Source organism: Pseudomonadota bacterium, from assembly GCA_026388255.1.
Lineage (GTDB): Bacteria > Desulfobacterota > Syntrophorhabdia > Syntrophorhabdales > Syntrophorhabdaceae > JAPLKB01.
Window position 1 is genome coordinate 59,963 of the sequence record JAPLKC010000088.1, and the last position, 14,581, is coordinate 74,543.

The 14,581-nt window shown below is 42.0% G+C and carries 11 protein-coding genes; 8 read left to right on the forward strand and 3 right to left on the reverse strand.

Annotated features, from left to right (window positions below):
- Window positions 1-332, reverse strand: a 332-nt coding sequence (locus NT178_12310; GenBank protein MCX5813309.1) for a LysR family transcriptional regulator, incomplete at its 3' end; no start/stop codon positions are given.
- Window positions 333-454: 122 nt separating this feature from the next.
- Between NT178_12310 and NT178_12315 the strand changes: the two genes are divergently transcribed.
- The gene (locus NT178_12315) at window positions 455-913 is read left to right on the forward strand and encodes a hypothetical protein (protein ID MCX5813310.1); all 459 of its coding nucleotides are present in this window, start codon (window positions 455-457) and stop codon (window positions 911-913) included.
- Between the two features lie 431 nt (window positions 914-1,344).
- Here the strand turns inward: NT178_12315 and NT178_12320 are convergent, their stop codons facing one another.
- On the reverse strand, window positions 1,345-2,547 hold the full coding sequence (locus NT178_12320; protein ID MCX5813311.1) for a Xaa-Pro peptidase family protein: 1,203 nt from the start codon (window positions 2,545-2,547) through the stop codon (window positions 1,345-1,347).
- Window positions 2,522-4,231 carry a proline--tRNA ligase gene (locus NT178_12325; GenBank protein MCX5813312.1) on the reverse strand — a complete coding sequence of 570 codons (1,710 nt, stop codon included), beginning with the start codon at window positions 4,229-4,231 and terminating at the stop codon, window positions 2,522-2,524. The genes NT178_12320 and NT178_12325 overlap by 26 nt, the downstream gene beginning before the upstream one ends.
- A 257-nt stretch (window positions 4,232-4,488) precedes the next feature.
- Here NT178_12325 and NT178_12330 point away from each other — a divergent pair, with 257 nt between their 5' ends.
- From NT178_12330 to NT178_12360, 7 genes are all read left to right on the forward strand, one after another.
- Window positions 4,489-6,159, forward strand: coding sequence for a FecR domain-containing protein (locus NT178_12330; GenBank protein MCX5813313.1), 1,671 nt, complete (start codon window positions 4,489-4,491; stop codon window positions 6,157-6,159).
- A gap of 15 nt (window positions 6,160-6,174) precedes the next feature.
- Window positions 6,175-6,558 carry a response regulator gene (locus tag NT178_12335; GenBank protein MCX5813314.1) on the forward strand — a complete coding sequence of 128 codons (384 nt, stop codon included), beginning with the start codon at window positions 6,175-6,177 and terminating at the stop codon, window positions 6,556-6,558.
- On the forward strand, window positions 6,558-8,882 hold the full coding sequence (locus tag NT178_12340) for a CHASE2 domain-containing protein (protein MCX5813315.1): 2,325 nt from the start codon (window positions 6,558-6,560) through the stop codon (window positions 8,880-8,882). The genes NT178_12335 and NT178_12340 overlap by 1 nt, the downstream gene beginning before the upstream one ends.
- The gene (locus tag NT178_12345; GenBank protein MCX5813316.1) at window positions 8,854-10,881 is read left to right on the forward strand and encodes a response regulator; all 2,028 of its coding nucleotides are present in this window, start codon (window positions 8,854-8,856) and stop codon (window positions 10,879-10,881) included. The genes NT178_12340 and NT178_12345 overlap by 29 nt, the downstream gene beginning before the upstream one ends.
- A 483-nt stretch (window positions 10,882-11,364) precedes the next feature.
- Window positions 11,365-12,228, forward strand: a complete 864-nt coding sequence (locus NT178_12350; protein ID MCX5813317.1) for a 3-hydroxyacyl-CoA dehydrogenase family protein — start codon at window positions 11,365-11,367, stop codon at window positions 12,226-12,228.
- Window positions 12,229-12,237: 9 nt separating this feature from the next.
- On the forward strand, window positions 12,238-13,017 hold the full coding sequence (locus tag NT178_12355; GenBank protein ID MCX5813318.1) for an enoyl-CoA hydratase-related protein: 780 nt from the start codon (window positions 12,238-12,240) through the stop codon (window positions 13,015-13,017).
- 59 nt (window positions 13,018-13,076) lie between these two features.
- Complete coding sequence (locus NT178_12360) at window positions 13,077-14,282, forward strand: thiolase family protein (protein MCX5813319.1); 1,206 nt, start codon at window positions 13,077-13,079, stop codon at window positions 14,280-14,282.
- Window positions 14,283-14,581 lie beyond the last annotated feature (299 nt).

Below are 14,581 nucleotides of genomic sequence, written 5' to 3' on the forward strand. Positions count from 1 at the left end.
ATCAGGGGCATGAGATTTCTCAAGGGGGCTTCAGGGCATCCCACATGCAGATCTCCCGACTTGCCGGAGGATACGTCCTCCAGATACCCCTCCATTTCATGAATCTCTTGAAAAATCAGCTCTGCTCTTTGCATCACACCCTCGCCGGCACCGGTTAACCGAATAGAGTTCCCGTCCCGGACAATCAGCCGAATCCCGATGTTCTCTTCAAACCTTTTGATATGCATAGTAATCGCCGGCGGCGTCACCATAAGGGTCTGAGCAGCCTTCGTAATGCTGTTCATTTTAGCCGCCGTATAGAAGGAACGGAGTTGATTCATGTTCACAATCATGATTGACCTCCAAGTAATGTCTTAATATTATGTTAATCGCTTTTAACACTTAATGTCTTGTACAGTCAAGTTTTATCTTCTATACTTCATAATAGAAAGACAAAATAAAGAAGGAGGATATCATGAGAACACAAATCAGAGCATTAAACAAGGTCACAGAGATGAAGATCGGAGACAATGGAAATGGTCATATAACACACATCCAAAACATCGACTATTTGGCTGACTTTTATAGCAGACTGGGCCAAAAGACGGTGCATGTGGAGGTCACATTTCCGGAAAATGCAAAAAGACCAGCATCAGCTCCAACGGTTTTTGTCAAATCGCCATGGATTACAACTGGAGTTCTTAAAGTGAACATGCCGGGGAACAGACCAGCATTTGCTTCAAACCTTTTTGCCCGCAGGGGCGGTTTTGACGGCAGCAACGCAGTCTTTTTAAGATCGCCGTGGATTACATCATATGGAGTATTCCCTGTCGAAAAAATGAATCATTCCATAGAGAATTCCCTACGGTTAGTGGCAGTCCTTGTGTCAGTCAATCAAGATAGAACCTCACTGGCACACTTAAGGGCTGCCTAAAGTGAGCATTGCGGAACATCCGGGTACCCGTACGCTTCAGATGAGCGTGGCTTGGAGGCTCCCGCGCGAGCGGGTCCAAGCACAATGCGTCTGAAGCCGACCAATGGGAGAGTAAAATTCATTCTTGTTTTGCAGGCTGCTATATTGTCCCATCCAACAAAACTCTGTTCGCAATGAGCATTGAGCGAATCGGAGCGTTATACGGGTCGGATGTGGAACACCGGCGAACGTAAGGAATAGGCTGAGAGGACAGACGCCGTCATATAATTTACCCAAAAGCGTTCAAAGCCGTGACCCACTATTTATGGGTGCTCCGGGCTACGACGACAAGCCCCAGTATATAAGAATTTAAATAGCTCACAAAGTGAGCGAGAAGGAGAGGCTCCGACAGCTTCGCTGGTGGAGGGGGCGACGTGAGCCCCGGAAATAGCTTAAACATATACAACATCTATCGGAAAATTTGTAACCCTTTCCAGCCCGTCTTTGCGGACAATGAAATCAACCTCTATGCCTATCGCCCCTTCTCCTGGGATGATAAATTTAGGCTCAAAGGCAAATACCATCCCCTCTTTAAGAATAATATCGTGTCTCGGCGTGATCACCGGAAGCTCGTTAATCTCAAGGCCAAGCCCGTGCCCGATAAATCCGACCTTACCATCTCCATAACCCATAAAATAGTCTTCGAGTTGGGCCTTCTTTGCCTTATCCATTGCCCTCATAAATATCTCTGTTCCGTTTACACCTTCCCGTGCAAATATCCCTGTATCTTCAATAATTTCCCTTGCTACATCATATCCCCTTTGAAAAATATCTTTCATTGTTCCTGCCACATAGGGTCTTGTTTCATCGGTAATATATCCGTTATATCCTCCGCCGTAATCAATGAGGACCGGGATACCTTTTTCAACCCTGTTTATCGAAGACCCCTGGGCAATGGCATGGGTTATACCTACGCCTGAAATAGGGACGTCTCCATGGGATTGAATGGTGGCTGAAAGACCATGGGTAACATACATATTCATCATCTCCTGATTCAAGCCCCTCATTCTTAAAAAACCCTGGTGACCGGATATCCTGCCCTCTGTTTCAAGTATGGCGCCGATTTCTACTTCGCTTATGCCCTCTTTTACAACATCCTTTGCCCGCTCAAAAACACGGGACACGATCTCGCCTGATTTCTTGATCTGCGCAATCTCAAAGGGGCTTTTAATCAACCTTACATCTTTAATCAACAAAGAAAAATCAACAAAATTCTCAAATCCAAGCAAGCCCTTCCAGCGCTCAAAGACAGACACGGGCAATACATCAAACTCCATTGCCCCCCTACCCTTTAAAACCTTTCTATCTGCAAGGATGCTTTTTACATCTCTGTCTCTCCTGATGGGTATCACGTTGAGGGGTGTCTCGTAAACCGCCCTTTCCATGGTCTTTTCAATAAAAAGCAAGGGGTCGCCATCAACGGGCACAACGAGGACACCCTTCTGTAATGTACCTGTAAAATAGAACATATCCACATTCTGTAAAATAACTGCAAAATCAATGTTATTTTCAGTCATTCTTTGCTTCAGTTTTTCTATCCGGTCTTCAATTTCCGCTTTCGGCGTAAGGTCACATATGTTTAAGCTCTTCAACATAGCCCACTACCCTCCCGATGACATCTTCCTTGCTAATCCGCTGAGATTCCTTCTCGTTACGCATCTTTAATTCCACATACCCTTCTTTCAGGTTCCTTTCACCAATAGTAACCCTCAATGGGATACCGATAAGGTCGCAGTCCTTGAATTTCACCCCGGGACGTTCATTCCTGTCATCCATTACTACATCTATGCCTTTATCCAGTAAAGCTCTGTAAATCGTATCGGCCAGTTCCATGCTTTCAGGATGAGAATTGTTTACAGGAAGCACGTTTACTTCAAAGGGTGCAATAGCCATGGGCATCACGATACCATTCTCATCATACCCCTGCTCGATTGCTGCTGCTACAGTCCTTCCGATTCCGATGCCGTAGCACCCCATAACCATATTTCTCTCTTTTCCGTCTTTATCAAGGAACGTTGCAGTCATGGCTTCGCTATATTTCAATCCCAGTTTAAAGATATGTCCAACCTCAATTCCTTTTGTGGATAAGAGCCTGCCGTCACATCTCGGACACAGGTCTCCTTCGCGTACGGTTTTTAACTCAAAAAAACCCTCAACCTTAAAATCGCCTGGATTAACCTCGACAACATGGACGTCTTCCTCATTTCCGCCAATTACAAAATCCTCCATGTACTGAACGTCGCTATCCGCATAGAGAGGTATTTTAAGTCCTATCGGCCCGGAAAAACCAAGCGGGCCGCCTGTATGTTCCTCTATGGTATACTTGTCTGCAAGCTCCAGATAATCAAGTGATAAGATACTTGCCAGTTTCGTTTCGTTGATCTCTCTGTCCCCTCTGATCAACACGCCGATAACGCCTCTATTTGTATTATAGATCATCGTTTTTAGAATCCGGTCGGGATCTACACTCAGAAATGCTGCCACCTCTTCAACCTTTCTCTGATCCGGCGTCTCAACACGCCTGTAATTGCCTTTTTTGCCTGTTGAAGTACCGCCCTTATTGCCTGCTTCCGCTTTTTCAAGATTGGCTGCGTAATCACATGTGTCGCATGATACGATGACATCCTCCCCTGTCTCGGCAAGGACCATGAATTCATGGGAAAAGCTCCCTCCGATCTGGCCTGTGTCAGCCTCTACAGGTCTGAAACGAAACCCGCATCTTTTAAATATATTATTATAGGCATCATACATCTCCATATAGCTCTTTTCTGCACCTGCCTCGTCCATGTCAAAACTGTAGGCGTCCTTCATGGAAAACTCCCTGCTTCTCATAACTCCGAATCTCGGCCGTATTTCATCTCTGAACTTTGTTTGTATCTGGTACAAATTCAAGGGCAGTTCCCTATATGATCTCACCTCTCTTCTTACAAGATCAGTCACAACCTCCTCATGTGTAGGGGCAAGGCAGAGTTCCCTGTCGTTTCTGTCATGAAACCTCAGCAATTCCTTTCCGTACTTATCCCATCTTTTACTTTCGACCCACAATTCCTTAGGCTGGACAAGGGGCATCAATATCTCCTGCGCTCCCTTCCTGTTCATTTCTTCGCGGATAATATTTTCCACCTTCCGGAGGGATTTTAAGCCCAGAGGCAGCCATGTATATATACCAGACGATAATCTTCTGATATATCCAGCTCTTAGCATCAATTTGTGACTAATTACTTCAGCTTCTTTCGGAACTTCCTTCATTGTAGGGATAAACATCTTTGAAAGCAGCATTTTACCTCCTGTTTTTAACGATGCATGGCGCACGATTTTTTTGAATCCGGAACTCGCTACTCCACATTATATTTCAGAATCTATTCAGATCCTGTTTTCTCAATTCCGGATTCTTTAAAATTACTTTATAATGTAAAGATTATCAAGGGATTTATGATCTGGAATTTCCCTTGAATATATGGGATAAATTATGATTAATTGTATAAAATGTTTTGGTTAGTAGAAACAACAACCTATAATCACAGGAGGCCGGGCATATGAAAAAATTACTCCGGATTACGCTTTCTCTTTATATGGTAGTCATATTATGTATGTCGTTGTGCCTTTCAGCAATTGCTGCAACAGATGAGGATTCTGTAGAATTAAGGGTTGAAAAAAATAATAAACTTATAAAAATATGCAAAAAATACCTCGAAGATCCGGAAAAGTGGCGCGAAGTTGCAAAGTTTAACCGCATGAAGGATCCTGACATAATCCTTCCCGGTCAAAGGGTAAAAATCCCGGTTCGACTCATGCACGGGGTTCCTCTGGACGGAAAGGCTACCTTTGTTTACGGTGATGTAAAAGTTCAAAAGGACGAGACAGCAGAATGGGTAGCGCTTAACATCGGAAATACAGTTAGCCGGGGGAGCAAGGTACAGACAGGCAATGCAAGCTCAGTTGAGATAACCTTTGGGGATAGAAATTCAATTTTCATAAAATCCAATACAACTCTGGGTATCGTTACATCAGAGAAAAAAGGTCCGACCTATACGGTAAATAATTTTTATCTGAAAACAGGAAGGGCTATTACAAAAATAAAAGAGGCTACCGGCAGCAATTCGCGCATAATAATAAATACGCCTTCGGCTGTTGCTTCAGTGAGAGGAACAGAATTCAGGGTCTCTGTGGATCAGGTAGAATCCATGCGCACCGAAGTACTCACCGGGAATGTCGGCGTCAGCGCGATGAAAAAGGTGGTTGAATTAAAAGAAGGCGAAGGAACATATGTTCAGAAAGGTGCTGTACCAACTCCACCCGTAAAGCTTCTCCCTCCACCTAAACTGGTAGATTACAAATCTATATATAAAGACATGCCTATTAAATTGTCCTTTGAGGAAATACCTGGACAATCATCAATAAGGGGGATAATTACAAAAGATATTGAAGGCAGGCATGTTCTTGATGAAAAAGTTATTAAAGATAAAGAAACTATGAATTTTTTCAATATTCCTGACGGCATTTATTACTTTTTTTGCCAGGGTATTGATGATTTAGGCATTGAGGGCTTCCAGTCTCAGTCCTATGAAATAAAGCTAAGGGCAAACCCGCTTCCTCCACTTATTCAATCGAAAGGGGATGAAGTTGAATTTATCGGAAAATCTGCCGAATTCATTTGGCTGAAAGTAAAAGATGCATCTAAATATCATCTGCAGGTTGCATCGGACAGAAATTTTGTATCTATACTTGAAGAAAAAAGGGATTACACAAAAGAGTCCTATAAAACCGGCACCCTTGAATACAATAATTATTATTTCAGAATAAGCTCTATTGGTGACGATGGTTATGAGGCCGGATGGTCAGATACGCTTCCTTTCCGCCTCATTCCTCCCCCGCCGTTTCCGCAGCTTGATAAACCAAAGGTTGATGAAAAAGAGATTTATCTTAAATGGCGTAATCTCGGCAAAGGTATAACCTATCATTTTCAAATTGCAAACGATGCAGACTTTAAAGGAATACTCCTTGATAAAAAGATTGATAAATCGGAGATTGCCTTCGAAAAACCTGCAGACCCGGGCATATATCATGTTCGCACAAGCAGTATTGACACAAAAGGTCGTGAAGGTGATTTCTCGCCGTCTCAGTCTTTTGAGGTAGAAAGGAAATTCCCTTACGGGATACTCGGTTTTTTCACAGCCGTAGGTATTGCGTTGCTGTTAGCACTATAAAAGGGATTTATCATCATGTCCGACAGTCTTCGGAAAATCCTTATTGTTGACGACGACCGGGATATACGTCTTTTACTGAACTTTATCCTTTCGAAGGCCGGATATACTGTGGTGCAAGCCGTAAACGGGGCAGAGGCACTTGAAATAGTAAAACAACACACATTAAACCTGATTATCAGCGATGTCAAAATGCCGGTAATGGATGGTTATGAACTTGTCAAAAAATTGAGAGAAGTCTCAGAGACATCAGGTATACCTATTCTGCTCCTTACCGGGAATGAACTGGTAAGGGTGTCACCGGAAGAACTTGAATATCCACCGGACGATTACCTTTCAAAACCATTCAACGCAGGGGATCTCATGCCAAAAATAAAAAAACTTCTCTCATCTCCTGAATAATGAAACTTAACGGCCAAAATGCTTCATGGAAGACCATGGCGCCGGTTGTGTTCATGGTGCTTGTCATCTTCGTTGAATATATCGGCCTCTTTAATGGCATAAATAATTATTTTTATGACCTTTTCTTCAGGCTTCGAGGATCTGGAGAATTATCAAATAAACCTATAATCATTGCTATAGACAACAAAACTCTTGAAAAACTCGGTAGATGGCCCCTGAAGAGGCTTTATTATGCGTCTCTTCTAAGATGGCTGAAAGAAGCTGACACGGTTGCCTTTGATATTATCATGACAGAGCCTTCAAAGGATGATGCAGCAGTTGCAGAGGCTATAAGGCAGCATGGAAAGGTAGTGCTGCCCGTCCTCATCGACGACGGGATTGCCATAAAATACCCTGTTATATCTTTTGCTCCTGACCTTACAGGACACGTCCATCTGGAACAGGACATTGACGGGGTTGTACGCGAGGTTTATCATACGCTCCTTCATGAGCGTACCCCCATAAAATCTTTTTCATCAGTCGTTTATGAGACTGCCACAGGTAAAACAGTAAGAAGAGTTCCTCATGAACATTTTCAAGGACAAAAAGCCAACATTGTCCAGCTTGACAGGATGAATATTAATTACTGCGGCGAGCCGGGCACATTCGAAAGAATAAGTTTATCCGATATTCTTGAAGGAATATATCCACCATCTTTCTTTAAAAATAGAATTTGCCTTATCGGCATCACTGCAACAGGTGTCGGCGATATCATGCTGACACCTTTTTCACAGGAGCGAAAAAATATGCCGGGCATTGAAGTCCATGCAAACATCCTCAACACCCTTCTTCTCGGAAATGCAATCCATATTACCCCTTATTGGGCAAGATGGCTTCTGGCTATTTTTCTTGCGCTTTCCTCTTCCCTTTTTTTCATAAAAATTAACGAACTGCGCGCAGCTATCTTGGCCTTAGGCATTCTTTTATGTATTGCAGTAATTATATATATACTGTTTTCAACGTTCAATGTCTGGCTTGCCCCTTCAATATTCTTTTTTACCGTTCTCTCTACCTTCATAATCGGCTATGCCTTCAAATTTAAGGATGCTGTTATCAAGCTTGACCTGGCATACATGACTGTTATACCTCACTTGAGGTGGTACAATTACATTGAGAACCAAAAACAATTCGATAAGGGAATAAGGGGATTGCTTACCCCTGGAGGTATTTACTCTAAAGCGCAACTTCTGTCTGATATTACAAGCCAACTCATTTTCGAAAAGGAGCTTACAGACAGAGCTATTTTCAGCGATATTCAGGCTGTAATTCTTTTCGGACCTGACAGGGCAACCGTCCTTGCAAATAACCTTGCAATTGCCTTATATAAAGAAAATTCACTTGATATGTCATCCATTGATGCAATGACAAAAGGGATGGCGCCTTTTATATTAGACAAACCTGATATTGACAGTTTCCTGGAGCGGCTCTACTCCGGTGATAATCGCATAACCTTTAACGTTTTTATCCCATTGCCGGAGAAAAGATACTTTAAGGTCGATGCGTCATTGCTCTCAATTGAAGAAAAAAAATATACCCTTTTTATATTTTCCGATATTACAAAAATTAAAGAACTGGAGATATTCAAGGGACATGTAGTCTCTCTTGTATCACATGAAATAAAAACACCCATGACATCCATACAGGGATTCGGTGAAATTTTATTCGACAGCCTTGAGGGAGAGATGAAAGAGTTCGCCGGTATTATCCATAGAGAATCGGAAAGGCTTATCCGGTTTCTGAACACATTCCTTGACATATCAAGGATTGAAGAAGGCAGGCAGATAATAAAGATTACATCCACTACCATTCCGGATATTGTGGAAGAAGTAGTGCTTGAGCTAAAAGCAATCGCCGGGGAAAAGAACATAACAATAGGTTCGGAAATACCTGGAGAAACAAATCCAGTGATGATTGATAGAGATCTCACCAAGCAGTGTCTTGTAAACCTTGTAGAAAATGCTATCAAATACAGCCCCCAGGGGGGAAATGTTACAATAAGGCTTATTGAAGACATTGAACAAATACAGGTTGATATTGTAGACCATGGGATAGGCATACGAGAAAAAGATATCGACAGGATATTTGATAAATTTTATCGGGCAGCATCCGATGGTACTGAGAATATAAAAGGCTCGGGCCTTGGTCTGACCTTTGTAAAAGAAGTGATAGAGGCACAGGGCGGGAAGGTGTCGGTAGAAAGCAGGCCCGGCAAAGGATCAAAATTCTCAATCATATTTTCAAAAAAAGGAGGGTTTGATGAAAAAAATTCTGATTGTAGACGATAATCCACATTTAATCACATACATGGGAAAAAAACTCAGTGAGGCCGGACATGAAGTTGTAACTGAATCAACGGGTATGTCAGCCGTTAATAGATTGGCGGATTATGCTCCTGATATTATTTTTCTCGATTATTTTCTTCCGAATATTAATGGCGATAAGCTTTGTCAGATTTTCCGTAAGATGGAGCATTTAAAAAATACATACATAGTTATCATGTCTGCCGCAGCAAAGGAGTTGGAGCTTAATCCAACAAAAATAGGCGCTAATGCTTCAATTGCAAAAGGGATTTTTAAAGAAACAGCCGAACATTTTTTCTCTGCCATAGCAGATGCGGAAAAACCCTTCAACGACAAGCAGGAGCATGAAATTATCGGTATTGAATCTGTGTACCCCCGACAGATGACTATAGAGCTTTTGCGAAAAAATCACCATCTACAAACAATATTGGACAGCATTTCAGAAGGGATAGTTGAGATTTATCGCGGACAGATTGTTTATGCTAATCCTGCTGCTGTAACAATTCTTGAAAAACAACAGGACATTCTTTTGGCAACTTATCCATCGGCTTTGTTTGACGAGCCCGAACGATCCAAGGTCGAATCAGTGATGGGATCAAATTGTGATAGCTGCATCACCATAAAAAGGAAGGGATCTCTGCAAACCGAAGATAAAATATTATCCATCAAAAAACTGCCGATTCAAGACGACAACAATACAATTATCTTTTTAATAGCTGATATCACAGAACAGACACGCGCAGATGAGGCAATACGGGTCTATCAAAACCATCTTGAAGCTTTAGTTGAAGAACGCACCAATGATTTGAAGCGCGCCAATGAAAAACTTCAACAAATTCAAAAGATGGAAGCCATTGGAATTATAGCAGGTGGAGTTGCCCATGACCTCAATAATATTCTGACAGGCATTGTAGGTTATCCCGATATTCTGTTACTTAAACTGCCGGAGGACAGTCCTTTAAGGAAGATTGTATTATCTATTAAGGAATCAGGGAAAAAGGCTGCGGCGGTGGTGCAGGATCTGTTGACCATGGCAAGAAGAGGGGTAACCATAAATGATATAGTCAATTTGAATACAATAATTTCCGATTATTTGAGCAGTCCTGAATATGAAAAACTAACATTTTTTCACCCGACAGTTTATTTAGAAACAAATCTTGATGGTAATCCGTTAAACATCTCAGGCTCTCCGATACATCTCTCAAAGACCATCATGAACCTGGTATCCAATGCAGCCGAAGCCATGCCCAACGGTGGCAAAATCCTTATATCAACTGAGAATATATATATGGAGAAGGGAATAAAAACAACTACCGGCAATAAAGAAGTTGCGGAAGGGGATTATGTGCTGCTTACTGTTTCTGATACCGGTGTAGGCATATCCCAGGAAGACATTGAGAAAATATTTAATCCTTTTTATACAAAAAAGATGATGGGGAGAAGTGGGACAGGCTTAGGGATGACAGTCGTCTGGGGTACAGTTGAAGATCATAAAGGATATATCGACGTTAAAAGTACTATAGGACAGGGAACAATATTTTTTCTTTACTTCCATGCGACAAGACAAGAACAAATAAAAAAAAGAGCTCAAATATCTATTGAAGAATATAAAGGAAAAGGCGAGTCGATACTGGTTGTTGATGACGTGGAAAAACAGAGACAAATGGTATCGATGATTCTGACAACATTAGGGTATTCTGTATCAACAGTTTCCAGCGGAGAAGAAGCTGTTGAATATACGAAAAATAATCAAATTGATTTAATCATTCTTGACATGGTTATGGATCCCGGTATTGATGGCCTTGAAACATTTAAACAAATCCATGAATTCCGTCCTGACCAGAAGGCTATTATAGCCAGTGGTTATTCCGAAGAAGAACATGTGGCAAAAAGCTTGAACTTGGGCATCGGACAATATATAAAAAAGCCATACACTTTAGAAAATATTGGTATAGCCGTAAGACAAGAGCTCGACAAAAACTGATATCAAATCTTCCCGGACTTCTGTTGAATGCGGGTTATATTAAGCCGTATTCAACTTCATGCATCTCTTTTATAAAAGAGACCTTTAAAAAATTCTAAAAATGCCGTCATTAAGCCTGCCCCGGAGTGCTGGTGCCCGCTTGCGGGTGATCCGGGGGTGGGAATATGTTTCCAGAAGTAAATGAACTACACCGAAGCAGAGCTGTGATGTATCTATTGATTGAATACACTGGATGTTGCTTGCACAAGTATGACAGAAAACGGCAATCAGGATCCTTTTGCAAAGGTCTCATAAAATAATTAGATTTTTTTTATTATTTTATTGATACAGTTCACCTTATATGATATTAAAATAGAATTATGTTACTTATTATTACATTTTATACTATTTTATTACTTATAATAACTATTTGAATATAACTCGACTGTTTGATTGCATGAAAAACAAATGCAAAAATAATCAAAATAAATCAAGGAGGAAATAATGAGTATTAAGACAATTGGTGTTTTAGGCGCCGGAACAATGGGAAACGGGATTGCCCAGATAGCTGCCCAGGCAGGCTATGACGTTGTAATGAGAGATATCGATGACAAATTTGTAGAAAAGGGCCTCAAGAGTATTGACAAATTTCTCGCTAAAAGCGTTGAAAAAGGGAAAATAACAGCAGAAGTCAAAGATGCTGTCATGGGAAAAATCAAAGGCACAACCAGGATGGAAGACCTGAAAGGCGCAGATTATGTTGTCGAGGTTGTTTTCGAAGACATGGATCTTAAGAAAAAGATGTTCAGCGAGTTGAATGAACTTACAAGAGAGGATGTAATACTCGCAACAAATACCTCTTCCATGTCTATCACCGAGATTGCAAATGCAACCACAAGGCCTGACAAGGTTGTGGGTATGCATTTCTTCAACCCTGTTCCCCTTATGCGCCTCGTCGAAGTTATTCGCGGTCACTACACAAGCGACGAGACCATTGCAGTCTCTTTAGACCTTGCAAGAACATTGAAAAAAGAGCCTATCGAAGTAAAGAAAGATATTCCCTGTTTTGTTGTAAACCGGCTCATGATGCCACATTTTGTTGAGGCCATGTGGCTACTTCAGGAAGGCATTGCATCAGCGGAAGATATCGACAAGGCTGCAAAACTCGGCCTTAATTACCCTATGGGCCCATTCGAGTTAATGGACTTGACAGGCATAGACATAGCTTACCATGTAGTTGAATATCTGCACAAAGAGATGAACAAGGAACTTAAATGGGTTGCTCCTCGCATTCTGAAAGATATGATAAAAGCGAATCGCCTTGGAATGAAAACAGGGGCAGGTTGGTACGATTATAACAAAAAATAGGAGGTTGGCATGATATACAACACATTGACAATCGAGAAAGAAGAAGGGGTTGCAATAGTCAGATTGAACAGGCCTCCGGTAAATTCTCTTAACTGTAAAGTCTATTGTGAGCTTTATGACTTATTTGCAGAATTTGAAAATGATGACGAGGTAAATGCTGTTATCCTTACCGGTACCGGCGAAAAGGCCTTTGCAGCAGGTCTGGATGTTAAAGAAGTGGCAGGGAAATCCATACCGGATTATTTAGAATTTGCACGGGTCTCCAGAATGTGTCTTGATAAGGTTGCAAGCATTCAGAAACCCACAATTGCCGCTCTCTTCGGTTTTGTTTTCGGGGGCGGATGCGAGCTTGCCCTTGCCTGTGATCTGAGGATTGCTGCAAGCGATGCAAGCATAGGATGCCCTGAGGTAAACCTCGGTATTATACCCGGCTCAGGCGGTACACAGAGACTCCCAAGGTTGATCGGCATCTCAAAAGCAAAGGAGTTGCTTTTCATGGGCGATACGGTGAGCGGTGATGAAGCATACCGTATTGGTTTGGTAAATAAAACTGTAGCAAAAGAAGCAGTGCTTAATGAGGCAAAGACCTGGGCCAAGAAGCTCGCAGCAAAACCGAAAGTGGCACTCAGCCTTCTCAAGAATGCCATTGATAACGGAATAAACATGGATCTCCAGTCGGCAATCACATACGAGAATAATTGCTTTGTCATTACTTATGTCTCAGAAGACGGAAGAGAAGGTTTTCAGGCATTTAACGAAAAGAGGAAACCCGTTTTCAAGGGTAAGTAATTTTAAGCGAATATGACAACCAATATAGATTGAGCTAAATAAATCAGGAGGTAGTTTGTATGAACAGTTTTACAAAAGCATATATACCCTACGGTGGTTACTATTCAACACCCTTTTGTCGCTGGCAGGGAAGCATGCAGCACGACAACTCTATCACTCTTGCCGCCGAGACAGCCAGGAGATGGTTCCTTGAAAAAAGAAAAATTGATCCTACTGTAATTGACTATCTTTACTTTGGCACTACTATTGCCCAACATCATTGGTTTTTCTCACATCAGTGGTCAGGCGCAATATTGACAGACGACAAGAAATTCGTGCCCGGACTTTTTATTCACCAGGCATGTTCAACTTCTACAACCATTCTTGCTCTTGCAGCTAAAGATATGGAACTTGGAGCATACGATGTAGCTTATGGTCTTATGACTGACCGTTGCTCAAACGGGCCGCACACTACATGGGGCAACCCTCTCGGAAACGGCGGCGAGCCCTATGCAGAAAATTGGAATATGGACAACTTCGGCGGAAATCCTCGCGTGCCTGTCGCAATGGTAGAGACCGGTGAGAACGTTGCCAAAGAAATAGGCGCTACAAAAGAAGAATGTGATGCAGTAGTTTTAAAACGTTACGAGCAATATCAGGATGCTCTTGCCAATGACCGGGCATTCCAGAAACGCTATATGTTTGCTCCATTATGTACGGTCACTAAAAAAACTAAAAAGCTCGTAGAAATGGATGAGGGCTGGACTCCAACTACCGCTGAAGGGCTTGCAAAGCTGAAACCGGTTCGTCCGGGTGCAGTCCATAGTTTTGGCGCACAGACATTCCCTGCCGACGGCAACTGCGGCATTATTGTCACAACCAAGGATAAGGCAAAAGAGTTAAGCACAGATCCTAAGATAGAAATACAGATCATCTCCTACGGCTTTGCAAGAACAAAACCGGCATTTATGCCTGCAGCCCCGGTACCTGCTTCAGAAATGGCTCTTGCCAATGCAGGCTTGAAGATTGGAGACATTAAATCGTTCAAATCACATAACCCCTTTGCAATCAATGACGTTAACTTTGCCAAAAAATTCGGTGTAGATGTTATGAAGATGAACAACTACGGATCATCCCTGATCTACGGTCATCCACAGGGACCGACAGCGGGAAGGAGCATTATTGAGATGATAGAAGAATTGACTGTTCTCGGCGGTGGTTACGGCCTCTTTACCGGTTGTGCTGCCGGCGATACCGCTGCAACTTTAATTGTAAAAGTAGGCTGATAAGGTAATTCGCGGGGAGATGGATCTCAGACTCCATCTCACATTACATGGGCCGTTCTTTCCTCCGAGGAACGGCCTTTTTTTACTAAAACTTTTAAAGATGTTGTGTTCTCACTTTTTTTATATGAATATGGGCTTCAAATATATGTTTTTTAAGCATCTCTCGCAGTTCAAATCAATTAATCAGGAGGTAGTTACATGAAAACTTTTACAAAGGCGTACATACCCTACAATGGCTACTATTCAACACCATTCAGCCGCTGGCAGGGAAGCATGCAGAATGAAAATGCAATTGAGTT

What these genes read in the sequence shown, in the direction of transcription:
- NT178_12315 (MCX5813310.1), top strand. Translation starts at nt 455, where the DNA reads ATGAGAACACAAATCAGAGCATTAAACAAGGTCACAGAGATGAAGATC.
- NT178_12320 (MCX5813311.1), bottom strand. Translation starts at nt 2,547, where the DNA reads ATGTTGAAGAGCTTAAACATATGTGACCTTACGCCGAAAGCGGAAATT.
- NT178_12325 (MCX5813312.1), bottom strand. Translation starts at nt 4,231, where the DNA reads ATGCTGCTTTCAAAGATGTTTATCCCTACAATGAAGGAAGTTCCGAAA.
- NT178_12330 (MCX5813313.1), top strand. Translation starts at nt 4,489, where the DNA reads ATGAAAAAATTACTCCGGATTACGCTTTCTCTTTATATGGTAGTCATA.
- NT178_12335 (MCX5813314.1), top strand. Translation starts at nt 6,175, where the DNA reads ATGTCCGACAGTCTTCGGAAAATCCTTATTGTTGACGACGACCGGGAT.
- NT178_12340 (MCX5813315.1), top strand. Translation starts at nt 6,558, where the DNA reads ATGAAACTTAACGGCCAAAATGCTTCATGGAAGACCATGGCGCCGGTT.
- NT178_12345 (MCX5813316.1), top strand. Translation starts at nt 8,854, where the DNA reads ATGAAAAAAATTCTGATTGTAGACGATAATCCACATTTAATCACATAC.
- NT178_12350 (MCX5813317.1), top strand. Translation starts at nt 11,365, where the DNA reads ATGAGTATTAAGACAATTGGTGTTTTAGGCGCCGGAACAATGGGAAAC.
- NT178_12355 (MCX5813318.1), top strand. Translation starts at nt 12,238, where the DNA reads ATGATATACAACACATTGACAATCGAGAAAGAAGAAGGGGTTGCAATA.
- NT178_12360 (MCX5813319.1), top strand. Translation starts at nt 13,077, where the DNA reads ATGAACAGTTTTACAAAAGCATATATACCCTACGGTGGTTACTATTCA.